Consider the following 25,699-nt stretch of genomic DNA (forward strand, 5'->3'; position numbering starts at 1 on the left):
TTAAGATTTACACTGGTTTTTTTTTAATTGTCCTTGACAAAGGGTACACTTTACATCATCTCATACATTCTTTTTCATTATATTAATAGTTTTTAGCTTCTTCAGCGAAGTGAGCTCCTGAATAGCCACAAACTGGGCAAGCACCTGGTGCTTTTACGCCTTCGTGACGGTATCCACAGATATCACATACCCAAACAGTTGGTTCATCTTTTTCAAATACTTTACCATTCTTTACATTTTCTAATAATGCTAAGTATCTTTCTTCGTGGTGTTTTTCAATTTTAGCAACTTGTTCCATCTGGAAAGCGATTTTAGCAAATCCTTCTTCTTTAGCTGTTTCAGCGAAACCTTTGTACATATCTGTCCATTCGTAGTTTTCACCAGCAGCTGCATCTTCCAAGTTTACTGCAGTTGTAGGAACTTTATCACCATGTAATGCTTTAAACCATAATTTTGCATGTTCTTGTTCGTTACGAGCTGTTTCTTCGAAGATATCAGCGATTTGTTCCATACCTTCTTCACGAGCCATCTGAGCATAATAAGTATACTTGTTTCTAGCCTGGCTTTCACCAGCAAATGCTGCCATTAAATTCTGTTCAGTTTTTGATCCTTTTAATTCCATTTTCATTTCCTCCTATGTTTTTTTAACTTTACCTATGATTCACCGTTCTCTACGGTTGCATCCAATATTAATGCTTTTTTAAACAATCCTCACAAATACCTTCTACCATCATATCATGTGTCGTGATTGGAAGCCCTGTTGCTTCTGACATTTCCTTATTAAAATCCTCTTTATATGGGATATCTAAATCAAGAATACGATCACATTTAATACAATGCAGATGATAGTGTGGTTTACATGTCTTATCGTATTGGTATCCTTCAATAGGATGAGCAATTTTCTTTATTTCATGCAAATCACATAAAATATTTAAGTTTCGATAAACAGTGGCTAAACTGATTTTTGTGCCATTCGCATTTAAATCATTAAAGATTTGTTCAGCAGTCACATGCCCATTGATTTGCTTCATATAATTCATGATCAAATCACGCTGTTTCGATGATTTATACATCCTATCGACCTCCAATCTTAAGAACCGTTCTTATTATAGCTCTGTTTTTTTCATATGTCAATAGATTTTCAATATAATTTTAAGAATTATTCTTATTTTATTCAACCATTACATTTTCCATATTTTAAGAGCAAAACGATATTAAATCTATCCGTTTTACTAACTAATACCTTATCTTTTCTTTATCCTTTTTTCACATATACATGATAACTCTGTTGGTCAATTTGAAATAATGGCAATAATTCTACCCTGTTCACCAAATCATAAAATTTTAATTCCTGTGGTTGCTTACTAATTTGCTTCTCTATATCCTGTATTTGATATTGGATATATTCCTGGCTTTGACTGATAACGGCCAACACATAAGGACCATAATGAATAGATATAATATCAGAACGATCAGGTGTTTCTTCTATAAAATAAGAACAATGATATTGTATATGAATCTCTGTATTTTCCCATAATTGGTCCATTACAATATATCCATCTTCTATAATTGTTTTTTGAAGAACACCATTGATTGTGACAAGTATATCTCCCCTATGCCAATATGGTACACGGATATGCAGTTTACATTTCTTAGCTCCGATAAATTTAATATGAATATCTTCAGGGCATTCTTCTTTCACTTTCATCTCTACGCTTACATCCTGTTTATCAAAGTATAAAACAGACGATATAAATAGATTGATATATACATCATCCTTATTTACGAAATAAATTGCTTCACTATATTTGAAATGATTTTCTAAGCCTGTCCCATGACAACAGCTATTCTCATCTGTATAAGATTTTTTAGAACCGGGCTCTAATGGAAAGAAATACGTACTTGCTTCAGGAATATCTTGTATTTGTGTAGCAAGTATATGATTTACCATGCATCGTTCATAATAGTCCATATATTTTACATTTGGTTCATAAGAAAATAGTTCTTTGGTTAATTTTAACATATTATAAGAAGCACATGTTTCTCCTGTATTATCATCAATCATAGAAGCGATTGCATATGGTTCATGAAAGATTTCGCCTTCGCCAATACTTCCATTGGTATATGTATGTGCTTCTACAACAAAATCCCAGAACCTTTTTGCGATCGTATAATATTTTTCTTGATGAGATCCTTCAAATATCTTTAATGCGCCTATAACCTGTGGAATATGTTGATTCACATGTATCCAGCATAGTGCATCTACATCTTGTTGTAATGGTACCATCAAACGATCGTTATCAAATTTCATTGCAGTTTGAAGGAAACGGATATCCCCAGTTAATTGATAAAGCTGTGCAAGGGACTCATTCATTCCGCCATATTCTCCAGCAATATAAATCCCCCACATTCTTTTCAATGAGGCCTTATCTATATCAGCCAGACGATTTACAACCCAGTTTCCTAATCTTTCCGCAATCTGTTTCGCTTTTTCTATGTATGTATATTGGTAACAGTCTAATAATCCTGCTAATATTTTATGTAAAGAATAATATGGTGCCCATATTTCTGGATAATGCGCAAAGTTCTCTAATGCATCATACTGACTTTCCTCTATTCCTCCTAGATATCCTTCATGATACCCCTCAATATGAGCAATCGCCTCCTGACATTTCCCTAATTCTTCTATCATATATTGTATTTTATTTAAAATCTTTTTCTCTTTGGTTTCTCGATAACATAGGGCTAACGCTGATAAATAATGCCCAGTTGTATGCCCACGTAATTTACTGTCTACAGTATCCCATCCAATCATTGGCTGTGCATTATGTAAATCTAAATGTGCATTCATACGAAAATTATATAACATCTGATCATCATCTATTTCACAAAGTGCATCTACTTTACGCCTCATAGCTTGAAGAAATGATGATGGTAACAGTGCGACATTCCCTTCACAAGATATGCAGTTTCTTTCTTTATGTAAAAGAGGTTTTTGATAAGTTCTATGTACAATAATCTTTGCGGATACAGGAAAATTGCTTTGTAAAAGATGCCCTCTTATCTGATAGATTCCAGGTTCTTCAAAACAGCATGCCTCTTTTCCTTCCCAATCAATGGTATGTGATAGTTTTAGGTCATTAGCAGTTGTAATGACTGCAGAATTTGGTAAATAGAAAGTTTCATTTATCTGCGCATGTACAATAATTGGCATAAGATCTCTAACTTCAAAGGAATCATTTTCTTCCATAATCGTGACAGTGTATTCTTTTGTCATCTTATAGCTTCCTAATTCAAAAACACCAGTTAATGTCACAACCCGCTTTCCCATGCCATGCCTTGGCTGTATCACTTTACCATTGCGTTTTAAAAAACGTGTATCACTGGATATCCAGGAAATCATACTGCCATGTTCTCCCACCCGTGGTAAAACCAAATCAAATTCTATGGTATTCAAATTTCCTAAATTAATACTTTCCATATCCTCCAGTATTTTATTTTTATCATCCATCTTTTTCACCTACTTATTATTAAAATGTTTTTGCGCAAATGTTCTGCGATATACCGTTGGTGTTACCTGTTCCACACGTTTAAATACACGCATAAAGTATTTAGGATCTACATATCCAGCTTCATAAGCAATTTCTATAATATCTTTACTAGTATTCACAAGCATTGATTTCGCATATTCTATACGATATTTTGTGATTAATTCTTTTATACTGATACCTTCGTTTTCTTTGAACATACGAGAAAGGTAGCTTTTATTATAGCGAAACTCTTCTGCGATAGATTCTACGGTAATATGTTCTAAAGCATGGATACGCACCCAGTCCCTGATTGGTTGTGTAATATTTGAGTTATCTTTTCTTCCATTTGGAAAATAAGATGTATGTGTTTGATAAGATAATTCCATTAGAATACTTGTCATGAAGTAGTTAAGATACATCCCATTCTGTGTTTCTTGATAGATATCTAATAATTGATGAAACAAAATATTGGCTCGATTCACACTGATTTTATTTGTAAATTCAGGCAATAGCAACATTTGCGCAAATGTTTCATTATTGCTTAATGCCTCTACGGTTTCTTTACTCATTTGTTCAAAGGATATATTAGAAAAATGACACCAGAAAAATCGCAATCCTTTTTCACTATAGTTGACACCTTCATGATAGTTAAATGGTGGAATGATCAGCATTTCATTTTCATGCACATCAAAGCACGTGTTATTCACACGCATAGATAAGGTTCCATTATAAACAATAATGATTTCATAACTGTCAATGATTCTTTTTTCATGGCGCCAGCGCTGATCTGCCATAAAGATACCACAGCTTTCAAATACGACAGGCTGTTCCAGATGTTGATTTACGTAAAACATGATTTCATCACCTTTTCTGTCCTTATAAAGGACTCTTTCATTGTTACTATAACAAACTGAATCCCATCTGTCGATATCATTTTTTTACTTTAGGTGGATTTATATTACTTCATAAGCTATTTGATTCAAAAGTGAAAAAAACAGCCTATTTTATATGGGCTGTTTCATATCTTATAAACTTTTGATTTAAACTTTTTCCTAGATAAGTGGATTTATTTCATATCGAATTTTCTATGATTTTTACTATATCGCAATATAATAAGCACATTGTTCTATATGAATCCAATATCTTTAAATATCGTTCTTATTTATCTCATCATTATACTTACAATATTCATTAAAGCCATTGTTTGTATATTGGTACCTAATTCATCTAGTACCAATACTGTACCTATCTTTATCATACTCAAAAAAGAAGTATCATTACCTACACAATACATTTTTTATATGCATAAATCAGAAAATCCATTTATACATTTTCCTATCCTATTAGAATGGTAAAATTATCAAATCTTTATTCGCATGTGTTAACTGAATGCATCCATCTTTTGTCACAAGGAAATCATCTTCGATACGGACACCGCCAAGTTCTGGCACATAAATACCTGGTTCTAATGTCACAACCACATTTTCTTCAAACACTGCATCAGATTTTGATGAAATAAATGGTGCTTCATGAATTTCTAAACCAAAACTATGTCCAGGTCCATGTATTAAATCATATCCATGCTGTTCAATATAATCTCTACCGACTTTTTCTAAATCATGACTTATGATACCTGCCTTTAAATGTTGTGCCATAACTGCCTGAGTATCTTTTACAATCTTATAAATTTTTATTAATTCTTCATTTGGCTGACCTATCGCAATCGTTCTTGTGATATCGCTACAATAATGATGATATAATGCCCCGAAATCCATCGTGACCATATCACCTTTTTCAATTATTTTTTCACTGGCAACACCATGTGGCAATGCACCACGTACTCCACTTGCAATAATCGTTTCAAAGGAACAATTTTCTGCGCCACGTTTTCTCATCTGAAACTCTAATTCATTTCGTACTTGCGCTTCACTCATGCCAGGACGTATATACTTTAATATTTCTTCAAATGCATCATCTACAATCTGACAAGCTTTTTGTATAATTTCTAATTCTTCTTTTGTTTTTATAGATCGCATTTGCTCAATCATTTTAGGGGCTGGCTTTAGTATTGCTTTTGTATTCGCCATCAATGTACTTGCCTGTGCATAGGAAATAGAATCATCATCCACAAAAACTGTCTGAATACGTAACGTATCTATCAATTTTCCTAAATCCTGAAACATATCATCTTTCCAGCGAACAACCTCAAAACCATTCGTGGCTTCTTTTGCCTCTGTCATAAAACGCCCATCACTCATCAGATAAGCATCCTTTTGTGTTAATAAAATGGTCGCAACACCTGCTTCTGCATAAAATCCTGAAACATAATATACATTCGCCTGTGTACTGATCAATAAAGCTTCTATCTGGTGCTTCGCCATCATTTGACGTAATTGTGTAATCTTGTTCATAAAAAATTCCTCCTTAATATAAAGAAAGCCCCACACCCTCAAGTTATGATTGGGTTCTGCGGGGTTTTCATTTATTACGCTAATTTAAAATATACGTGATATGCTTGTTTATCAATTGTATGAATTGGCACAAATGTTAATCCATCTGCTTCATCATAGAATTCACATGTATGATCTTTCTGTTTCATTACAGAAGACAAGTTATCCTTCTTTAACGCAAGATTCAAATAATCTTGTTCATCTGATAATGCAGCTAATACATATGGTCCATAACGTAAAGACATAATTTCTGGACGATCCGGTGTCTGTTCAAGTTCATAAGAAATACCGAATACAATATGAACATGATCATTATTCCATTGTTTTTGAATTTGGATATAGCCATCTTTGTCCATAGAAACAGTTTCAATTTTATCATTCATATTTACTTGATATTCTCCATGGCACCAGTATGGAACACGGATTTTTAAAGCGAAATCTCCCTTGCCGTTTACCTCAATGTGTACATCCTGAGGTTTTGTTTCATCTACATGCTGAATAATTTCAACACCTTGATATGTAACTTTAGAAGATAGGAACAAATTCACATATACACAATCTTTTCCATAGTGATAAATTGCATCACCATAACGGAAATGGTTTTCTAATCCTGTACCATGACAGCAGCTGTTTTCTACATCAAAAGATTTTCTTCCACCTGGTCTTAACGGCATAAAGTAAGTACTTGCACCTGTTGGACGTTTTTCAAGTGATGATAAAATATGGTTCTGCATAGCTCTTTCATAATAATCCATATAAGAAGCCTTTGGTTCATATAAGAATAATTCTTTTGTCAGTTTCAACATATTGTATGATGCACAAGATTCTGCGGTATTATCACTTAATAAAGCTCCAATACGGTTTGGCTGGTGGAACATTTCCGTTTCTCCAGTACCACCGATTGCATAGATATGCGCCTTTGTGACAATATTCCAGAAATATTTTGCGATTTCATAATATTTCCTATCATTGCCTGCTTCATAAATCTTCATGGCGCCAATCACCTGTGGAATATGCTGGTTGGCATGCATTCCTCCAATGGCATCAATTTTACGAATCATTGGGTAAAACAGACGGTCGTTATCAAACAGTTTTGCGGCTGCCAGATGTTCTGATTTTTTACTTAACTGATACAGTTTTGCCATGCTTTCATTCATGCCGCCAAATTCCCCGGCAATATAAGTTCCCCACATTTTCTTTAATGTTTTATTATCCAATCTGCTTAATCGTGCATATACCCAGTCACCCAGCTGGTCAACGATGTTGTATGCTTCTTTGATACCTACATATTCAAAACAATCTAATAAACCTGCCATGATTTTATGTAAGGTATAATATGGTGCCCATATTTCAGGATAAGGTGTGAACTTTTCTAATAAATCAAACTGTGTTTCATCATATGCACTTAAGAATCCTTTGTGACAGGTACCAAGTATTCCAAATGCTTCCTGACATTTCGCAAGCTCTTTGATCATATAAACTGCTTTTTCTTTAATTTTTTCATTACCTGTCGCAGCATAGCATAGTGCTAAGGCAGATAGATAGTGTCCTGTTGTATGTCCACGAAGCTTACTATCTGGTGTATCCCATCCAATCATTTGTGGCGCATCTTTTGTATCTAATCCAGAAGCAGCACGGAAGTTATATAGCATCTGATCATCATCTTGTGCCAATAATACCTCCAACATACGATCCTGTGCTTCTTTGAAGGCAGAACCATCTAATAAATTTACATCTTTTTTATTGAAATCTTCTACAACACGTTCTTGTATCTCTTGTTTGTTTTCAATCTTTTCTACAACATGGATATTCGCAACCACATCAATTTTTGTATCTAAAAGTACACCATGTACTTCCACATCTCCTAATTTATCAAAGCATTGTGTATCCCCATCATCCCATTTTACAGAATGGGAGATTGTTTTATGTTCATCTGTGACAACAATCGCAACTGTAGGCAGATTTACCATTTTTCCACACTGTGCATCTACATCAATAGGATAAATCTTTTCTACCTTGATTTTATTTTCTTCTTCTAAAACCGTTACTAGATATTCTTTTTCTAAACTTTCCTCTCCATATGAGAAATGACCAGTTAAAATGACATCACGTTTTCCTTTTCCATATGCTAATACGTGTACTTTCCCATTTGATTCTAAATAACGTTCATCACTGGATGACCATGTAATACTTGATCCATTTGCCCCACTTGTTGGCAAATCTAAGTCGAATTCTACTGTCTTTAGATTTCCCAGGTATAATGCTTCTATATCCTGTTCAATCACACTTAAATCTTGTTTACTCATTCTATATTCCTCTTTCTTTAATTTCTTGGATTTCCATGGATATCATATAAATCCTGATATTCATTCCATGGTTCTGGTAAATACTCATGTGAATAAATCTTTGCGAAGAACGCGTATGCACGTGGATCGTATTCTTTTAATTCCGCTCTTGTGTTGACTGGTCCACGTACACCATCCCATGTTCCATTTGTTCCTTCCTCCATAACGTTAAACCAGACGGTGGATAAAGTCGCAAAGTATTCTTCATAATTAGAAATTGCATATGTATTTGGCCATAATCCATCTGCTTTAGCCCGTGCATATAAATTTCTAAATTCATCTGCTAATGATGTATCTTTCATATAATTAATACCGATTAAATGAACTGCATGTGCAAATTCATGAACCAGGATACATTCATGTTTATATCTTGTTGTATATGGTCCTTCTAAGATATGTAGTACGTTTGTTTCTGATATAGATGTTGTAGGAATCTCCATCGTTCCACCAAAGCCTTCCACAGGACGATGTAAGAATAAACATCCAGCACGATGCTCTGGAATATCATAAGCATCACGATGTTTTGGATAAATTGCAAGCTGGGCACCTGCCCCTTTTAAGATTGCACTTGCTTCTGGCAGTTTCAGTAACATGAAGTCCACAATGGTTTTTGCCATTTGATGTGCTTCCTCACTGACACTGTCACAAGATTTGATTACAACACCACATTCACATGTTGTGAATTTTGTATAATATGGCTCATAGCTAATTGGATAAGTGATATGTGGATCTGCTTCCAAAGCCGGAATATGATCCTGACGAACATTTTTTAATACTACAAGGGAATACTGCTCCATATGATCAATGTCCATATCTTCATTCATGAAATACGTTGTACGACATTTTTCTGGCTCATATACTGTACCACGATCCCATTCTTCAATATCACTTCGATCATAAGTTGCAATACGCCTTTTTCCTTGATAAACACCTATATTTTCACTATATTCTGAATTCACAACATTTTGATTCCAATATACTTCCAAATGACGACGATCAATCATTTTTGCGCATAATATTTCAGGCTGCTTTTCCATAATGTTTCTCCTTAAATTACCTCATCAATTTTCTTAGACATCATAATCAGGATGCATGCGGTAATCACCAATACGACTGCCATAGCTGGGAAAATCATCATCTGCTGATCAGCTGTAGTTAAGAATTTAAAGATGATAATACTAATACCATTTGCAATAGAAGTTGTCTGTGACCATGCGGACTGCATCTGTGTTTCATATGATTTTGGCGCAAGCTTTGCGGTCATAGAAATACCGATAGGATTAATGAAGTTATCACCGAATGACAGAATCAAATAGTAAGCAATTACCCATAATGGAGAGAATAAACTTGTTTTACCACCCGTTAATACAGGAACAGCTAATACGGCAAATGCTGCGGCATTGATGAAGATACCAATAGAGAATTTCTTTGTGACTTTTAACTTTCCAAATTTTGTAGAACCCCAGATATATACGAATGCTGTCGCAACAATTAATCCGATTAAGTTATAAATAGATGTAAAAGTTGCTGGTGCAAATTCAATACCCATGAAGTTACGATTGACTTTTGCTTCGATAAATACTGCCATGGCTGTGTTCAACAATACACCAGTTACAGCAACAACACACTGAATGCACCAGATTTTAACAAATGGAAGCATTTTGCTATGTTCTTCTCTTGTGATGTTTTTATTTGTATACATTTTAAATAAGAAGATGATGGGAATAACAAAGGAGAATGTGGTAATGATATTTAATACACCATCAAAATTCATAACACCCATTTTTACAGTTACTAAGATGATTGCGACAACGATCAATACAACCGCAAAGAATAATCCTAATGCTTTTTTTAACTCTTCCTTAGATACAGGATTTGCTGGTTTTTCACCGATGGGACCAAAGAAACGTTTTCCTGTAAATAAGATTACCAAACCATAAGCAAGTGCTGCTAATGCGCTTAAGAAGAAACCTAAGTGATAATCACTCATACCTATGAAACCTACAAGAATTGGAGAAATCATACCAGTAATTGTATTTGCGACATTGTGAATGGTAAATGCGGCATCACGACGACCATCATCATCACTTCGATACATTAAACCAGTCATAGAAGAGTTAGAAGCACCCATAATTGGAAGTGACATCAAAATTAAGGAAATCACTGCGAATACTCTTCCTTGTGTTAAAGAGAAAGCTGGAACTGCCAATAATCCAAAAGAAATTGCTTTTACAACGTTTCCTACTACCAATGCTTTACGTGGCCCTAATACTCTATCGGATAACCAGCTTCCTACGATAACGAATAATGAGTTACAAGCACCCATTGCCGCAATCATACTTGCTGCTTCACCCTGTGTAAAACCAAGTCCCTTGGTGTATGGACTATATAAGTAGTAAATCAAGATTGCATAGACACCACCCCATGCAAAAGAGTTAAAGAAGTTTCCTGCTGCCAATGCGCCTAGTCCTCTAGGGTGTCCAAAAAATTTTTTATCATTATAGACAGCCTCTAAGCGTTCATCAACCTGTTGTTTTGTTGTTTCGTTATTCATATCCTTTTCCTCACATTCATATGTTCTTTTCAGTAAGAAGTCTTTTCCGCGGATATCATCAACTTCCACCTGACACATACACTATACAAATAAAAGTCCTCTTCGTCGACCGTTTTTTCTTACAATGAGTGCACTTTTGTTACATACTCAATGTTTTCTACTTATTTTGATATCTATTTTAATCTTTTTTATATGTATGAAATATCTTGATTGTAAACGGTATCTTATAGATTGTATACGTTTGCATAGTATTTATTTAAATAAATAGTACTTTTAATGGTTTTTATACAAGTGGATAAAAAAACGAATTGGTGTCTTTTTATTACTTGTTATCAAAAATGTATAAAAATGTTACCTTAAGTATCAAAAGTGCACCTGCATAAAACAAGTATCTATCAATATAAATTATTTCCTCAATAAAAAGAACTACCCATAATGATAGTTCCTTTCGTATTCTTATAATCTTTCATGAACTAAAGCCAATCATATGATTTCTTTATATATGATAATGGTCTGCATGCTTCCACTTCATTTTCTTGTGCTTTGATTAACAAATCCTTCTTTTCTTTTAAAATATCTTCAGAAAGTTGAGCGATGAAATAAGCAGCACTCATACGTGCATCAGATCCATCAAAATCATCATCAAGAACAATATCAAATAATAATTCAGCTAGTTGCCAATCATTAAGATAGCTTGAAAAATAGTCATCAATCCAAGTACTAAATCGCCGATCACACTTCCATATCAAGTACTCTATTAGATTTTCTTTATCCCACACTCCGTTTGTATATGGAGTAATTTTCTCTAAGTCTTCTGTCCTCATAATACCTCTACCCCTTCCATAAACTTACTTCATTATCTTTCGATATAAGTATATAGCAATGTATATAAAAAAGCATTACCCAAATGTATTCATTCAGGTAATGCTGATTTGTTAATCTATATTTTGATTTTTATCATCATAAGAAGATAGTATCACACTTCCTTTTTCCAGCGAAGCCTGTACATCTATGATTCTTTGATTCTTACTGCCTTTAAACACTAAGCGATAGTCTTTTTCATCCATCATAAACTTGCCATCCACGAGCACATCTATTTGTTCAAGTAAGACTTTTTTATCAGAATCTTGTACTAATTCTTCAAAAGTAAAGCCACTGTATGCCCAGATATTTAAATGCATCTCTTTTGCACATTGTACAATAGGAAGTAGCGCTTCTGCCTGTAGAAAAGGCTCTCCTCCAGATAAAGTCAGACCACTTTGTAGATGTGTTTCTTTCATTTCTTTCATGATATCCTCTATATCATACAGGGTACCACCTTGGATATCATGTGTTTGGGGATTATGACAGCCAGGACAATGATGCATACATCCTTGTGTCCATAATACCATACGAATACCCGGACCATCCACAAAGCTATCCTGTTGTAAAGGTGCTGCTAATCGGATTTGATTAGCCATGCTTTACGCGTTCTCTTTCTTCCGCAGCTTTTGCGTCATTGAAACGATCAACGGTACCTACTAAATAGCCAGTGATACGACGAATCTTTTCAAATTTATATTCGCCTTTTGTTTCATCACGTCCACATTTTGGACAGATATGACCTTCGATCACACCACTATATCCACAACAAGGATCACGATCTACTGGATGGTTAATAGAACCATAACCAATACCACTGTCTTTCATACAACGAACGATTGCTTCAAATGCCTCTAAGTTATTTGTAGGATCGCCATCAACTTCTACATAAGAGATATGTCCACCATTTGTAAATTCATGGTAAGGCGCTTCTTTTTGAATCTTCTTAAATGCAGTAATATGATAATATACTGGGATATGGAAAGAGTTTGTATAATAATCACGATCTGTAACACCTGGAATAATACCGTATACTTTCTTATCAATACGTGTAAATCTTCCTGATAAACCTTCTGCAGGAGTCGCAATCAATGAGAAGTTCAAGTGATATTTTTCAGTTGCTTCATCACATACTTCACGCATATGACGAACAATCTTCAGACCTAACTGCTGAGCACGTTCACTTTCTCCATGATGTTCTCCGATTAATGCTTTTAAACATTCCGCAAGACCAATGAAACCAATTGTCAAAGTACCCTGTTTTACCATTTCTTCCAAAGTATCTTCCCAGCCAAGGTTTTCACTGCCAATCCATACGCCCTGACCCATCAAGAATGGGAAGTTTTTCACTTTTTTCTTTGCCTGAATCTGAAGACGTTCTATTAACTGCTGGATCACAATTTCCATCAATTCATCTAATTCATTAAAGAATCCTGCTTCATTGAATTCACCGTTTGTGATGATACCATGTTTGATACCAAGTCTTGGCAGGTTGATACTTGTAAAGGAGTTATTTCCTCTGCCTGTTGCAATTTCAGGACCATTGATATTTCCCATAACACGTGTTCTACATCCCATATAAGTAGTTTCTGTTTCAGGGTGTCCTGGTTTGTAATATTGCAAGTTAAATGGTGCATCCATAAAGCTGAAATTAGGGAATAAACGTTTTGCTGATACACGCATTGCCAGTTTGAATAAATCGTAGTTAGGATCTTCTGAATTGTAGTTGATACCTTCTTTTACCTTGAAAATAAGGATTGGGAAAATAGGTGTTTCACCATGACCTAATCCAGCTTCCTGTGCAAGCATCAGGTTTTCTGATACCATACGGCCTTCACTGGATGTATCGGTACCAAAGTTAATACTTGAAAATGGCACCTGTGCCCCTGCACGTGAATGCATAGTATTTAAGTTATGTACAAATCCTTCCATTGCTTGATATGTCTTTTTCTTTGTGGCTTTTAAGGATTCTTTATATGTAAAGTTCACAACCAGTTCAACTTTTTCATCATCTAAATGATATTCATTTCTCAGCATTTCTCTGATTGCTTCAACAAATGCTGGTTCCATATCAAGTTTTGCTGTTGTGTTCGTTTTTTCTTCAACCTTTGCGAATGCTTCATCCGCATTATTGTCTAATGAAACAAACAACTCCAGTGCACGGTTGATATTACTGCGATATTCTTTACGGAATGTTTTCGCAACACCCTTTGCTAAATAGAAATCAAATGCTGGAATACTCTGTCCACCATGCTGATCATTTTGATCACTTTGAATCGCAATTGCCGCAAGTGCTGCATAGCTTGCGATATCCTGTGGTTCTCTTAAATGACCATGTCCTGTAGAGAAACCTCCATTAAATAATTTCTCTAAATCAATCTGACAACAAGTCAATGTACCCATATTCATGAAGTCCATATCATGGATATGAATATCTCCATTTTCATGTAGTCTTGCATGCATTGGGTTCATTAACTGGCTCATACAGAATTCTTTTGATACCGCACTTCCATACTGTAACATGGTACCCATTGCTGTGTTACCATCGATATTAGCATTTTCACGTTTGATATCCGCATCATTGCTGTCTGCGAATGTAATTTCTTCAATGCTCTTCATCAATCTGGTTTTCATGTTACGGATACGACTACGTTCTGCACGATATAAAATATATGCTTCACTGGTACGTGCATGTCCGTTTTCAATCAATACCTTTACAACCGCATCCTGCACTTCTTCAACGGTTGGAACATCCTTTTGATATGTATTATTTAAAAAGCCTACCACCTGCTGTGTCAATTCTTCTGCCGTCGCATAATCAGCCTTTACGCCTTCTTCATTAGCAACACTGTCCGCAGCTAGAAAAATAGCTCTTGTAATTTTTTCTGGTGAAAAATGAATCTCTCTGCCATCTCGTTTCTTAATCGTTGTGATCATTAAAACTTCCTCCTTTGTTTCGCTAGGCATTATTATAGCTTATTTTTTACTGTTTGGGGAATGTAAATGCTCTTACATTTATGAAATAAATTTTCTGTCACAAACCATACGAAATTAATACGCTTTCTTTCTTATTTTATCAGTATGTGTGATATAATTTTGACAAAGAGGGTTATTATGACGAAGTTAAGTATAGAGAAACAACAGATATCAAAAATAAAAGTAATTGTATGTGACCTAGATGGCACATTATTAAATCATAGAAAACAAATCACAGAGGCAACGGCACAATATTTAATACAGCTACAGGAAGCAGGTTATCGTTTGGTACTTGCAAGCGGTCGTTTTTACTATGAACTTGCCGGTTATATTGAACAATTAAAGATGAAAGAATTTGATGGTTATGCGATATGTGCGAATGGTTTGGAAATTCATCGTGTAAAAGATGATACCATGCAATCATTTGATTATTTATCTGAAACAGAAATACAGGATATTTTATCTTATACCAGAAATATGCATATCACAGCTTATGCAAATATTCATCAAATCTATCATGCTGTTTGTAATCCATGGCTGTATTATGCGACAAAAGCAGGCACGTTTTTATCAAAGCCTTTCTCTAAAAGCAATTTCTATCCTTTTCGTTTATTAAGAGAAACAGATTTTCAAAAACATCAGACGAAAACAAATTGGCCAGTTTTAGCGAAAATATGCTTTTTTTCTTCCCACCATAAACTTGAGCGTTTTAAACAGACGATACAACATGATTTCCCTCACCAGTATAATTTCTATTATATCAACCGTTTTGCGATTGAAATTGTGAAATCCAATGTTGGAAAATGTTATGCTGTGGAACAATTATGCAAATCTTTATCTTTAGATCTATCTAATGTCTTATTTTTTGGTGATAGTGGAAATGATGAAGAACTGTTAGCTAGTGCTGGCATCGGAATTACGATGAAAAACGGGTTCTATCAAACGAAAAGAAAAGCACGCATTCTGTCATATAAAACAAATCAACAGGAAGGCGTGCTGGATATGTTGAAAAAGTTAGAATTATTTGATTAATCCAATTAAAGGGCTCTCTTTATGATTCCTTTTTTACTTTTTCATACACCTTTATCGCATCCAATATATGATAAGGTTCTGTTTCCGCATCGCCATCTGCACCTGCGGTAATTAATAAATATTGTGTTCCATCGACACTTCCCTGCGAAGCAAGACACAATCCTGCATCTGGTGTATAGCCAGTCTTTCCACCCAGCAAGAAATCTGAATATAAATTATGAACTTCCATGGTCTGCCACATGGTACCATACATCGTGAATCCTGTTGGATTAACATGATCTCCTTCCACAACATAAGATTTTGTATGAAATATTTCCGCAAAGGCATCATTTTTTAAAGCCTCACGTAATAATAATTGAAGATCATATACACTGCTGTAATGCTGATCATCATCTAAACCAGTACAATTAGTAAAGTGGGTATCATGCATACCTAACTGTTTTGCGGTTTCATTCATGCGTTTCACAAACGCCTCTTCACTACCATCGATTGTTTGAGCTAATGTGATACAGGCATCTGCCCCACTTGGTAATAATGCGCCATATAATAAATCCTTGATTCGCACATTTTCATTTGGTTGAAACCCAGCTACTGATGCATTTTCAGCCTCTAATTTAGGAAATATATCTGCTGGAACCTGAACCATCTTATTTTCATCTGTGATGGATTGTAATGCGAGATACACAGTCATTATTTTTGTCAGAGAAGCTGGATGTATCCGTTTTTTTGCCTGTTTTGTATATAAGACCCTACCACTATCCTGTTCCACAAGAATCGCATATCTGCTGTTTACATCTATATTTAATTCATCATTTTCTAGCTGCTTATTTTCTTCAGGCTCCTTTTGAAACAGTTTTTGTCCTATCCTGTCGATATCCTTTGCGCTTACCACATAAAAGCCTAAACATGCCAGTAGGAAACAAAATGTTAAAATTTTTATATATTTCATAAATAAAAACTCCTTCCTGATGATATTAAACCACCATTAAGGAGTTCTAGTTTAAATGCTTGCTTAGTACTTTCTTAGGATTTACTTAACTGGTTCTATACATGTATAAAAAGCGAAATGCAAACTTAATATAAGTTTATCTTCCAGTCATTTTCTGTATCATAATAAAATTCACTTAATTCATCATCTTCAAAGACTTTTAATAATTCGTCAAAATCTTCAGATAATGGATAATTCAACAACTCTGAGCGTTTCACCCAAAACACATGTCCTTCTGATGAATAACATAGCTCTCCAGAGAACTCATTGGTTTTATATAGAAACACGATATATCGTTCATCTTCCTTGGTCTGAAACTGTTTCACACCACATAATTTTGGGTGTTTAATATCCAGGCCAGTTTCTTCTTTTACTTCACGTACAACAGCATCATGAAATGACTCTAAATATTCTACATGCCCGCCAGGAAACGTGATTCCCGGCCAGTCTTTTTTAATTCGTTCTTGTACAAGTACATTTCCAGCATTATCATAAACCATGCAAAGATTGGTAATGCGTGCTTTTTCACTTCTCATATTGTATCTATCTCCTTTATTATGTTTTTTCAAATCAAAAGTTTTATAATTTTTATTATAATCCTTTTTTTATATATTTGCGACCAAAATAACACAAAAAAGGTACGTGTTAAACGCACCTAAATCTTCATTGGCAATGTCACGATAAACACTGTTTCTTTCATACTACTTTCTGCACGTATGGTTCCATCATGGGCTTCAACGATCTCTTTTGCGATAGCCAGACCTAATCCAGCACCACCAGAATTTGTGGAGCGAGCCTTATCTAATCGATAGAATTTCTCAAATATCATATCCAGTTTCTGTTTAGGAATTTCATCTCCCTGGTTATGGAAATACAACGTCAATGTATGTTCATCCTGATGGCACTCTATAAATATCTTTGTTTCTTCATAACTATACGATATCGCATTTTTCAAGATATTATTGAATGCTCTTGCCAGTTTGTCACCATCGCCATAATAAACAAGATCCTCTGGCATATTCAATATAATTTCTTTATGCTGTTTCAACATGATTGGATAGAACTGTTCTCGTAATTGTTCAAATAAGAATCGCATTTGGATCTTTCCACGAGAAATCACAATATCATGAAGATTAAATCTTGTGATATCAAAAAATTCATCAATTAAAGATTCCAATCGATTTGCCTTATCAAGGGCAATCTGTATATATGCATCATTTTGTTCTTTGGGGATATCTTTTACATCGTGAAGCAGGCTGAGATATCCAATCACTGAAGCAAGTGGTGTTTTCATATCGTGTGCAAGATATGAAATCAAATCATTTTTTTGCTGGGTCTGTTTTTCAATTGTTTGAATCTGCTTATCTTCTTTATTGCGTATCTGCATTAATAAAGAGTCAATTGGCGCAAGTTCTTCTGACATTTGTAGATATTCTTTGCCATCCCGAAAGGCAGTTAGTTCCATTTCTAATTGATGGATAAGGTCTGCTTTATCACTCTTTGATTTCTTATCAGCGTTATATTTAATCAAATAAACGCATCCTGCTGTCAATAATGCTGTAAGTATCAATGTATAAAATTTTATGTTTTCCCAATCAGGCTTACTGACCTGATGCAAGATTCCCTGTGCATCGGTGTACTCATATACATTTGTGAAATTGTTTGCGATATAATCAAGGACAAAGCCATTAGATAATTTATCTAATAAATACCATACAATGACAACAACAAATAAACTAATTACGATTTGTTTTCTATATTTTATCATTTTTAATCACCAATTTTATAGCCAACACCCCAAACATTTTTGATATATTTAGGATGCTCAGCATCATCTTTCATTTTGTCACGAATATGACGAATATGAACCATCAACGTATTATTGCTGGATGTTAGATATTCTTCTTTCCAGATAGCTTCATATAATTCTTTTGCGCTGACAACTTTTCCCTGATGGGAAGTTAAATACCATAATAGAGAAAATTCAATCGGTGTTAGATTTACTTTTTGTTCATTTACCTTACATATATGATGTTCTAAATCAAGATATAATCCTGAATAAGTAACTTCATTAATATCTTTTTTACTGGTATTGTATCGAATATATCTTCGCAGCTGTGCTTTCACACGTGCCACTAATTCCAACGGCTGAAATGGTTTTGTGACATAATCATCCGCACCAATCATCAGACCATTAATTTTATCAATATCGGCTTCTTTTGCGGTCAACATAATGATTGGATATGTATATGTTTCTCTGATATTCTTACATATCGTAAACCCGTCGATATCTGGCAACATAACATCCAGTATCGCTAAATCATACTTTTGTTTTTTGATTGCTTCCATGGCACTTTTGCCATCATAAAAAACATCTATTTCATATCCTTCATTTGATAAATAGATGGTTACTAAATTTGCGATTTCTTTTTCATCATCAACAATTAATATTTTCATTTTGCATCCCTCGTTAGCTATATTATATCAAACATAGGGAATAGATTTACTTAAGTTTGACTTAAATATTCATTGTGTCCTCCTTTTTGAATCAAATATCTAATGCATATTATCTAATTATTTTCTTTACGAAACTAGTTATCATATGAAGAAAACAAATGAAAAGTAAAAAAAATATATTGCCCATAAGAAAATTGATGATAGTTTTCTGATTCCAAAGTGATACTATTTTTTCCATTCTACTCCTTTCTAATCACCGATATTCATAAAGTTCAAAAACATCTTTACATATATATAGTTGAATTCAGAAGCTATTTTCACCCCTTATAGAGAATTTATTTTATTTAAACACAAAAAAAGCGACTTCTCATAAGTTAGAGAAATCGCATTTCATATATTTCTTATCCTTCTAATCCACCAGCAGCACTACTCATACCATAAATCAAAGACATGATATCTGTTTCTTCATAGCCTTTAAAATCAGGGAAATTTATTTCTTTATTTTGATTGATATCTGAGAAACTTATATTCAATTTAATATTCATATCTATAGATTCTTTCTTTCCATCTACATCCGCAGATACTGTCATAACAAAATCAACGACTGCATCTTCGATAAAATCATCTTTTACGGTAACTTCAGCTGTTGCGGACTTTATGTTCATTGTCATATCATAGCCTGCTGCTTCACTTTGTTTCTTTACTTCATCTGCCATTGCCGCATCTAGTTTTTCTTTATTCAAAACCAGTTTTACCTTGTTGCCATCTAAGGAGGCTTTATCAAGGAATGGTTTGATATCTTCTTTCTTAAATCCTTCACTCTTTGTTTCTGCTGGTTCTGATTGTTTTGCCTGATCAAGCAAGTCACTTACATCAATCTTCATTTTATTCAAATCCATAAGATTGATATATGCTGTATCATCTTTATAATATACGTTGATAAGTTCCTCTGCTTTTTCACCATCTTCTTTTACATCCATCAATAATGAAAAATTTAATTTATTATCTTTCTCAAGATATCCGCCTTTGAATGCAATAGATGCATTACTATCTGGAATTTTCACATCCATTGATGCATTGTATGAAGCACTTTCCATTTTCTCAAAATGATTCATACCAGTTTCCAACAATGTTAAAGCATCATCATCAATCTTACTGCTGCTACATGCTGCCATTGAAAATAATAAACCTGCGCTTAATAAAAGTGTCGTTAGTTTTTTCATGTTCATATTCCTCCATTTTATCCTACATCTTTACTATATCATAAGAATAAGCATTTCGTTCCACTTTTCAGCAAAATGTTCTAAATTTTATAAAACTGCTAAAGAAAAAGCCATCCGTAGATGACCTAATCTTTATAAATCGGTAATGAGAACCAGAAAACTGTACCCTCATGTAACTTACTGCTTACACCATATTCTGCTTCATGAAGTTCTAAAATAGCTTTTACGATACTCAAGCCAAGACCACTGCCTACTTTAGAGCGAACATGTGTTTTATCTACCTTATAATAACGTTCCCAGATATATGGCAGCTGTTCCTCTTCAATTCCTTCTCCATGATCAATAAATTCTATACGAACATGTTGGTCTTTACAAATCTGTTTGACAATGACTTTATGATCCTCTCCACAGTAATTGATTGCATTATTGATAAGATTATAAATGACCTGTCCAAGTTTTACGATATCTCCATTCACTTCAACATCTGCATCATGTTCAAAAAGTATATCTACTACCTGATTTGTCAACAACCTGTCATAACGTAAAATGATTCGTTCTATTTCCTGGGTAATATTGAAAGGCATGCGGTTGATATGCATGGCGCCTGCCTGAAGCTTTGATAAGTCCAGCATATCATTAACAAGTGCAGTCAATCGCTTGGTTTCATCAATGATAATCTGTACATTTTCTGGTGTATTCTCTCCAGGAATATCTCGCATAACTTCTCCATATCCTGCGATCATTGTCAGTGGTGTTCGTAAATCATGACTGGTATTTGCGATTAATTCTTTTCTTAAATTATCTACCTTGCTAAGTTCATTTGCCGCATAGTTCAACGTATCACTTAGTTCTTCAACTTCTAAATAACCTTTTCCTTTAAATCCCACATCATACTTTCCTGTCGCAAGTACTTTTGCACGTTCATTGATATGAATAATTGGTGTTGCGATTTTCTTGGATAAGTATAATGCTAAACCTATGGCAACCAAAATTAATATAATCGCAATCATGATGAATTGTGCCTTGATTGTATCAATAGTAGCATTAACAGGAGTAAGCTGGGCATCTATGATAACGGTTTTTAAGGTTTTATTTTTAGATGGCAGTACACTAATATATGTCATATTATTAAAAATCCGACTTTGAATAATTAATGGTTTTTTATTGATACCATTTTGCAGGACAGGATTCCATAACAAGACATCTTCTGCTTTCCATCCTCGATCTTGGTTTGTATGATTCACCATCTGAGATGCCATTTCCCCTGTACGCACAACATCCTCTTGAAGTGCAATGATATAATCAGCACTTTGTTGAATGTTTTTGATACGACATCGCAGATCTTCCTGACTCTGTGGATATACTTGATTTAATTTACCAATTTCATTTTCGTTATTTTCATATATTTCAATACAAAAATCATTTTCTTTTGCGATTGTCTGGATTTTATCTGTATCCTTATCTGAAGTGATGATTTCATTAATTTGACTAGCAGCTTTTTTAACTGCATTACTTTTGATAGACATATAAAAATTTTCTAAAAAGAACACCTGAAACAGCCATAGTACGACAATAACAATCGCAATGAAAAACACCAAGGATGCAAATATTTTCCATTTTATAGAAACAGGCTTTTTCATACTATTTTGCTTTTTCAAAACGATAACCTACCCCACGAAGTGTAATAATCCACTTACTATATTCTTGAAGGCTTTTCCTTAAAAGTTTAATATGGGTATCCAGGGTACGATCATCCCCATAGAAATCATATCCCCATACATCGTGTATCAGCTGTTCCCTTGTAAGGGCAATTCCCTCATTGCGTACCAGATAAAATAATAATTCATATTCTTTAGGAGATAAATCAATTTCTTTTTGGTGGATAAAAACCTTTCTACCTGTAAAGTCTATCTTCAATCCTGCCTGTTCATATACTTCTCTATTTGTATTTTGATCTTTATGATAACGATTTAAAATTGCGGATACACGCATCATCAGCTCTTTTGGCGAAAATGGTTTTACCACATAATCATCGATGCCAAGTTCAAAGCCATGGATACGATCATATTCTTCTCCACGTGCTGATAACATGATCACAGGTATATCTATAATTTTTCTGATTTCTTTGCAGGCAGAAAAACCATCCAGATTTGGCATCATGATATCCATGATAATTAAATCATATGTATGATTCTGACAGATACGAATCGCTTCCATCCCATCGCCTGCTTCATCTATTTCATGTCCCTCAAATTCTCCATATTTACGAATAATAGAACGGATACGTTCCTCATCATCCACAACCAAAAGTTTACTCATCCAAATCACCTCATTTTTATTATACATGGTTTCCAATCTTTCTGTGTGAGCGATTTGTGAACATTTAAGGGAAATACCAATATGTTAGTTCTTTACTTACCACCAAACCTGCTTTTTCCTGAAGCTTGATACTTGCGATGTTATCTTTCACAATTTCCCCATAAAGTATTCTTCCTCTCTCCATTTGCATTCCTACTATCTGATGGATAAGCGCAACCGCTAGTCCCTGACGACGATATTCTGGCTTTATTTCCAAGATTCCCATAGAACTTTTTTCATGAACCCCCATAAATCCACAAAGGATATCATCTTGAAAAACACCAGCCATTCCATCTTCTAAACATGGTCGCAGATATGCTTCATCATTACAATCTTCCATGGAATATAAAGACATTACTTCTGGTAAATACTGTTCATCAAGTAAACGCATAGTATAGCCTTCAGGCAATATCACAACTGGCTTCTCTTTTCCAATATACATTGAATGGTAGCATTCTAAGGTACACGCTATATGAAAACGTTCTTTTATATATTGATCTGTATACATATCATGTGCCACAATCATAGAAAAACTTTCAGGCATCGCTCCCACCATTCGTTTAGCGCTTTTCTTGTTGTCGCTTGCACAATATAACATTTGATTATACGTATCCTGAATACATAATGCGTGTTCATCTTCATAGTATATTGGTTGATTTTTCCTTTTACATTCCAACATATCTGCATATAAAACGATATTCTTTTTTAAATCCATAGAAACACCTTCTTTTAGATAAGGATATAAGAAAATGAGTGTTCTTGCAAGGCTGTTTTCTTAGAAATGCTATTTGAGAAAGTATAATAATTCAGTGGCAGCCCTTAACACTTTTATAACTTGAACCAATTTAGTTTCTCCTAAAGCAATAAAGTATTCATGAAAATTCATTGGGTGCATATATAAGATATCAATTTTCCTACTGAAAAAGAACTTTGAAATCGATGCAGTTTTACCCCTAATAAGTTTCCTGCACCAATAATAGGGAAACCTTTTTTATCTTAAAAAACGTGAAATTCCCACGTATTTTTATGTTTCTAAATTTTCATATGAAAAAGCAGGACATCTATGCCATCCTGCTTCCTGTTTCTTAACTTAGTTCGTGATATTCTTTGTAGACATCATTACGTGATAATCCACGTTCTTTGGCTACTCTTTTGATTGCTTCATTCGTTGTTAATCCACCATCGATATATTGCTTGATCTGTTCATGTACCAAAGGTACTGCAGCATCTTCTCTATCATCTTTGATATCCTGACTGCCTTCTACAACAATCACCATTTCGCCTTTTAAATCATCCACAATTTCTAAAACTTCTTCAATAGTGCCACGAATAAATTCTTCATGTTTCTTTGTTAATTCTCTTGCAAGACATATTTGGCGATCACCAAATACCTCTAACATGGTTCTCAGACATTTTTCAATACGATGTGGTGCTTCATAAAATACCATTGTATACGGAAAATATTTCAAATCACAAAGTTCTGAAGTTCTACCCTTTTCTGATGATTGAAGAAAGCCGTAAAACATAAAATGCTGTGTATTTAAACCAGAGCCAACAAGTGCATCCAGCATAGCATTGCAGCCGGAAACTGGCACTACATTAAATCCCGCATCCATAATTTTCTTTGCAGCTACTCCACCTGGATCAGATATCAAAGGATATCCTGCATCACTTACCAAAGCAATATCATTACCTTTTTCCAATAAATCCAGTAATCCATTTGTACTTTGTGTTTCATTATGTTGATGATGAGAAATCAAACGTGTTTTGATATGGAAATGTGATAATAGTTTTAATGTATTTCTAGTATCTTCTGCCGCAATCACATCTACATTCTCTAAGATTTCAACAGCTCTTGGTGTCATTTCATCTAAATTTCCAATGGGCGTTGCGACAACATATAACGTTGGTCTGTCATTATCAAAACTTTTTTGGCGTATCATACCAATCACCTACCGATCTTTGAAATCAATATCTGGCCATAATTCTTTAAATGTTAAGAATTGTACATCTTCTTTATTTTCAATCTTTACCTGTTGAAGTAATACATTCATACTGGTAATTCGATAGCGGCTGCCTTTATATTCTATCTGTGAATTTAATTTAGGAAGCCCTTCTCGTAACTTTTTGTATTGATCATCTTCAAATTTTAAACAACACATCAATTTGCCACACTGACCGCTTAGTTTTTGAATATTTAATGCCAACAACTGGTTTTTTGCCATATTGATGGATACTACATCAAAATCATTTAAGAATCTTGAACAACATGTTTCCATTCCACAGCTGCCTAATCCACCAACGATTTTTGATTTGTTTCTAGGTCCAATCTGGCGTAGCTCAATACGACATTTAAAGATTGCGGCTAATTCCTTTAACAGTTCACGGAAATCTACACGTTCATCTGCGACATATACAAAGATGATTTTACTACAATCTAATGTATATTCAGCCTCAATCAGATTCATATCTAAACCTAATTTATGAATACATTCATTACATGTAACCAAAGCCTTTTTAGCTTTTTCAACATTTACTTCCGCATTCTTTAAATCTTTTGGAGTTGCTTTTCGGATAATTGGTTTGATTTCCATTCCATTCGGTATGAATGCTTCGCTTTCTTTAACAATCTTACCAAGCTCTAAACCACGAACGGTTTCCACAACAACATCATCACCTACATGAAAATCGTTTTGATCACTTCCAAAGGAATATACCTTTTTACTTTCTTTGAATGATACAAAAGCTAGATACTTATAGGTTCTTGATGGTTTTTGTTCATCTTTTTTATGATTGATATCATTTTTATGTAATTTATCATCACGATAATTTCTGTCATCTTTATGAAACTTATCTTCAGTCTTAAATGACTTGTTTTCTTGTTTGACAGCATCATTTTTATGCTCATTTTTTACATTCTGCATA

At 34.2% G+C, this 25,699-nt stretch carries 22 protein-coding genes; 1 reads left to right on the forward strand and 21 read right to left on the reverse strand.

Translation table 11 applies throughout. The features are described 5' to 3' along the window. Nucleotides 1-82 precede the first annotated feature (82 nt). The 11 genes from rbr to DW114_RS03865 form a co-directional block, all read right to left on the reverse strand. Nucleotides 83-622 carry a rubrerythrin gene (gene rbr, locus DW114_RS03815; protein ID WP_117452476.1) on the reverse strand — a complete coding sequence of 180 codons (540 nt, stop codon included), beginning with the start codon at nt 620-622 and terminating at the stop codon, nt 83-85. A 67-nt stretch (nt 623-689) separates the two neighbouring features. Further along, nucleotides 690-1,073, reverse strand: coding sequence for a Fur family transcriptional regulator (locus DW114_RS03820; protein ID WP_117452477.1), 384 nt, complete (start codon nt 1,071-1,073; stop codon nt 690-692). Between the two features lie 182 nt (nt 1,074-1,255). Further along, nucleotides 1,256-3,511, reverse strand: a complete 2,256-nt coding sequence (locus DW114_RS03825; RefSeq protein WP_117452478.1) for a beta-L-arabinofuranosidase domain-containing protein — start codon at nt 3,509-3,511, stop codon at nt 1,256-1,258. 9 nt (nt 3,512-3,520) lie between these two features. After that, entirely contained in the window at nt 3,521-4,384 is an 864-nt protein-coding gene (locus DW114_RS03830; protein ID WP_117452479.1) for an AraC family transcriptional regulator, read from the reverse strand. Between the two features lie 489 nt (nt 4,385-4,873). Next, nucleotides 4,874-5,941, reverse strand: coding sequence for a M24 family metallopeptidase (locus DW114_RS03835; RefSeq protein WP_117452480.1), 1,068 nt, complete (start codon nt 5,939-5,941; stop codon nt 4,874-4,876). 74 nt (nt 5,942-6,015) lie between these two features. Further along, nucleotides 6,016-8,286: a beta-L-arabinofuranosidase domain-containing protein gene (locus DW114_RS03840; protein WP_117452481.1), complete on the reverse strand. Its 2,271-nt coding sequence runs from the start codon at nt 8,284-8,286 to the stop codon at nt 6,016-6,018. A 17-nt stretch (nt 8,287-8,303) separates the two neighbouring features. Then, nucleotides 8,304-9,362 (reverse strand): hypothetical protein, encoded by a 1,059-nt coding sequence (locus DW114_RS03845; protein WP_117452482.1) that lies wholly within the window; start codon nt 9,360-9,362, stop codon nt 8,304-8,306. Nucleotides 9,363-9,373: 11 nt separating this feature from the next. Then, complete coding sequence (locus DW114_RS03850; protein WP_117452689.1) at nt 9,374-10,879, reverse strand: peptide MFS transporter; 1,506 nt, start codon at nt 10,877-10,879, stop codon at nt 9,374-9,376. Between the two features lie 473 nt (nt 10,880-11,352). Continuing rightward, nucleotides 11,353-11,703 (reverse strand): hypothetical protein, encoded by a 351-nt coding sequence (locus tag DW114_RS03855; RefSeq protein WP_117452483.1) that lies wholly within the window; start codon nt 11,701-11,703, stop codon nt 11,353-11,355. A 111-nt stretch (nt 11,704-11,814) separates the two neighbouring features. Beyond that, the gene (gene nrdG / locus DW114_RS03860; RefSeq protein WP_117452484.1) at nt 11,815-12,339 is read right to left on the reverse strand and encodes an anaerobic ribonucleoside-triphosphate reductase activating protein; all 525 of its coding nucleotides are present in this window, start codon (nt 12,337-12,339) and stop codon (nt 11,815-11,817) included. Then, nucleotides 12,332-14,677: an anaerobic ribonucleoside triphosphate reductase gene (locus DW114_RS03865; protein WP_117452485.1), complete on the reverse strand. Its 2,346-nt coding sequence runs from the start codon at nt 14,675-14,677 to the stop codon at nt 12,332-12,334. The genes nrdG and DW114_RS03865 overlap by 8 nt, the downstream gene beginning before the upstream one ends. A 177-nt stretch (nt 14,678-14,854) precedes the next feature. Between DW114_RS03865 and DW114_RS03870 the strand changes: the two genes are divergently transcribed. Beyond that, entirely contained in the window at nt 14,855-15,748 is an 894-nt protein-coding gene (locus DW114_RS03870) for an HAD-IIB family hydrolase (protein ID WP_158552181.1), read from the forward strand. A gap of 19 nt (nt 15,749-15,767) precedes the next feature. Here the strand turns inward: DW114_RS03870 and DW114_RS03875 are convergent, their stop codons facing one another. From DW114_RS03875 to ricT, 10 genes are all read right to left on the reverse strand, one after another. Further along, nucleotides 15,768-16,697 (reverse strand): D-alanyl-D-alanine carboxypeptidase family protein, encoded by a 930-nt coding sequence (locus DW114_RS03875; protein ID WP_117452487.1) that lies wholly within the window; start codon nt 16,695-16,697, stop codon nt 15,768-15,770. Between the two features lie 125 nt (nt 16,698-16,822). Continuing rightward, nucleotides 16,823-17,272, reverse strand: a complete 450-nt coding sequence (locus DW114_RS03880) for an 8-oxo-dGTP diphosphatase (protein ID WP_117452488.1) — start codon at nt 17,270-17,272, stop codon at nt 16,823-16,825. Nucleotides 17,273-17,391: 119 nt separating this feature from the next. Then, on the reverse strand, nt 17,392-18,504 hold the full coding sequence (locus DW114_RS03885; protein ID WP_117452489.1) for a sensor histidine kinase: 1,113 nt from the start codon (nt 18,502-18,504) through the stop codon (nt 17,392-17,394). Nucleotides 18,505-18,506: 2 nt separating this feature from the next. Beyond that, nucleotides 18,507-19,193 (reverse strand): VanR-ABDEGLN family response regulator transcription factor, encoded by a 687-nt coding sequence (vanR, locus tag DW114_RS03890; RefSeq protein WP_117452490.1) that lies wholly within the window; start codon nt 19,191-19,193, stop codon nt 18,507-18,509. A 401-nt stretch (nt 19,194-19,594) separates the two neighbouring features. Next, on the reverse strand, nt 19,595-20,416 hold the full coding sequence (locus DW114_RS03895; RefSeq protein ID WP_117452491.1) for a hypothetical protein: 822 nt from the start codon (nt 20,414-20,416) through the stop codon (nt 19,595-19,597). A 125-nt stretch (nt 20,417-20,541) separates the two neighbouring features. Then, on the reverse strand, nt 20,542-22,074 hold the full coding sequence (locus tag DW114_RS03900) for a sensor histidine kinase (RefSeq protein ID WP_233511344.1): 1,533 nt from the start codon (nt 22,072-22,074) through the stop codon (nt 20,542-20,544). Then, on the reverse strand, nt 22,058-22,735 hold the full coding sequence (locus tag DW114_RS03905; protein ID WP_117452492.1) for a response regulator transcription factor: 678 nt from the start codon (nt 22,733-22,735) through the stop codon (nt 22,058-22,060). Before DW114_RS03905 ends, DW114_RS03900 begins: the two co-directional genes overlap by 17 nt. A 64-nt stretch (nt 22,736-22,799) precedes the next feature. Further along, entirely contained in the window at nt 22,800-23,489 is a 690-nt protein-coding gene (locus DW114_RS03910) for a GNAT family N-acetyltransferase (RefSeq protein WP_117452493.1), read from the reverse strand. 370 nt (nt 23,490-23,859) lie between these two features. After that, on the reverse strand, nt 23,860-24,717 hold the full coding sequence (rsmI, locus tag DW114_RS03915) for a 16S rRNA (cytidine(1402)-2'-O)-methyltransferase (protein WP_117452494.1): 858 nt from the start codon (nt 24,715-24,717) through the stop codon (nt 23,860-23,862). A 9-nt stretch (nt 24,718-24,726) separates the two neighbouring features. Next, entirely contained in the window at nt 24,727-25,698 is a 972-nt protein-coding gene (gene ricT / locus DW114_RS03920) for a regulatory iron-sulfur-containing complex subunit RicT (RefSeq protein WP_117452495.1), read from the reverse strand. Nucleotide 25,699 lies beyond the last annotated feature (1 nt).

This window comes from Absiella sp. AM09-50 (genome assembly GCF_003433845.1).
GTDB lineage: Bacteria > Bacillota_I > Bacilli_A > Erysipelotrichales > Erysipelotrichaceae > Hoskinsella > Hoskinsella hominis.

Bases quoted from the DNA above. Each gene is read 5' to 3' on its own strand.
- DW114_RS03820 (WP_117452477.1), bottom strand. From the start codon at position 1,073: ATGTATAAATCATCGAAACAGCGTGATTTGATCATGAATTATATGAAG.
- ricT (WP_117452495.1), bottom strand. From the start codon at position 25,698: ATGCAGAATGTAAAAAATGAGCATAAAAATGATGCTGTCAAACAAGAA.
- DW114_RS03870 (WP_158552181.1), top strand. From the start codon at position 14,855: ATGACGAAGTTAAGTATAGAGAAACAACAGATATCAAAAATAAAAGTA.
- DW114_RS03910 (WP_117452493.1), bottom strand. From the start codon at position 23,489: ATGGATTTAAAAAAGAATATCGTTTTATATGCAGATATGTTGGAATGT.
- DW114_RS03830 (WP_117452479.1), bottom strand. From the start codon at position 4,384: ATGTTTTACGTAAATCAACATCTGGAACAGCCTGTCGTATTTGAAAGC.
- nrdG (WP_117452484.1), bottom strand. From the start codon at position 12,339: ATGGCTAATCAAATCCGATTAGCAGCACCTTTACAACAGGATAGCTTT.
- DW114_RS03865 (WP_117452485.1), bottom strand. From the start codon at position 14,677: ATGATCACAACGATTAAGAAACGAGATGGCAGAGAGATTCATTTTTCA.
- vanR (WP_117452490.1), bottom strand. From the start codon at position 19,193: ATGAAAATATTAATTGTTGATGATGAAAAAGAAATCGCAAATTTAGTA.
- DW114_RS03835 (WP_117452480.1), bottom strand. From the start codon at position 5,941: ATGAACAAGATTACACAATTACGTCAAATGATGGCGAAGCACCAGATA.
- DW114_RS03855 (WP_117452483.1), bottom strand. From the start codon at position 11,703: ATGAGGACAGAAGACTTAGAGAAAATTACTCCATATACAAACGGAGTG.
- DW114_RS03825 (WP_117452478.1), bottom strand. From the start codon at position 3,511: ATGGATGATAAAAATAAAATACTGGAGGATATGGAAAGTATTAATTTA.
- rbr (WP_117452476.1), bottom strand. From the start codon at position 622: ATGGAATTAAAAGGATCAAAAACTGAACAGAATTTAATGGCAGCATTT.
- DW114_RS03885 (WP_117452489.1), bottom strand. From the start codon at position 18,504: ATGATAAAATATAGAAAACAAATCGTAATTAGTTTATTTGTTGTTGTC.
- DW114_RS03875 (WP_117452487.1), bottom strand. From the start codon at position 16,697: ATGAAATATATAAAAATTTTAACATTTTGTTTCCTACTGGCATGTTTA.
- DW114_RS03905 (WP_117452492.1), bottom strand. From the start codon at position 22,735: ATGAGTAAACTTTTGGTTGTGGATGATGAGGAACGTATCCGTTCTATT.
- DW114_RS03880 (WP_117452488.1), bottom strand. From the start codon at position 17,272: ATGAGAAGTGAAAAAGCACGCATTACCAATCTTTGCATGGTTTATGAT.
- rsmI (WP_117452494.1), bottom strand. From the start codon at position 24,717: ATGATACGCCAAAAAAGTTTTGATAATGACAGACCAACGTTATATGTT.
- DW114_RS03845 (WP_117452482.1), bottom strand. From the start codon at position 9,362: ATGGAAAAGCAGCCTGAAATATTATGCGCAAAAATGATTGATCGTCGT.
- DW114_RS03895 (WP_117452491.1), bottom strand. From the start codon at position 20,416: ATGAAAAAACTAACGACACTTTTATTAAGCGCAGGTTTATTATTTTCA.
- DW114_RS03850 (WP_117452689.1), bottom strand. From the start codon at position 10,879: ATGAATAACGAAACAACAAAACAACAGGTTGATGAACGCTTAGAGGCT.
- DW114_RS03840 (WP_117452481.1), bottom strand. From the start codon at position 8,286: ATGAGTAAACAAGATTTAAGTGTGATTGAACAGGATATAGAAGCATTA.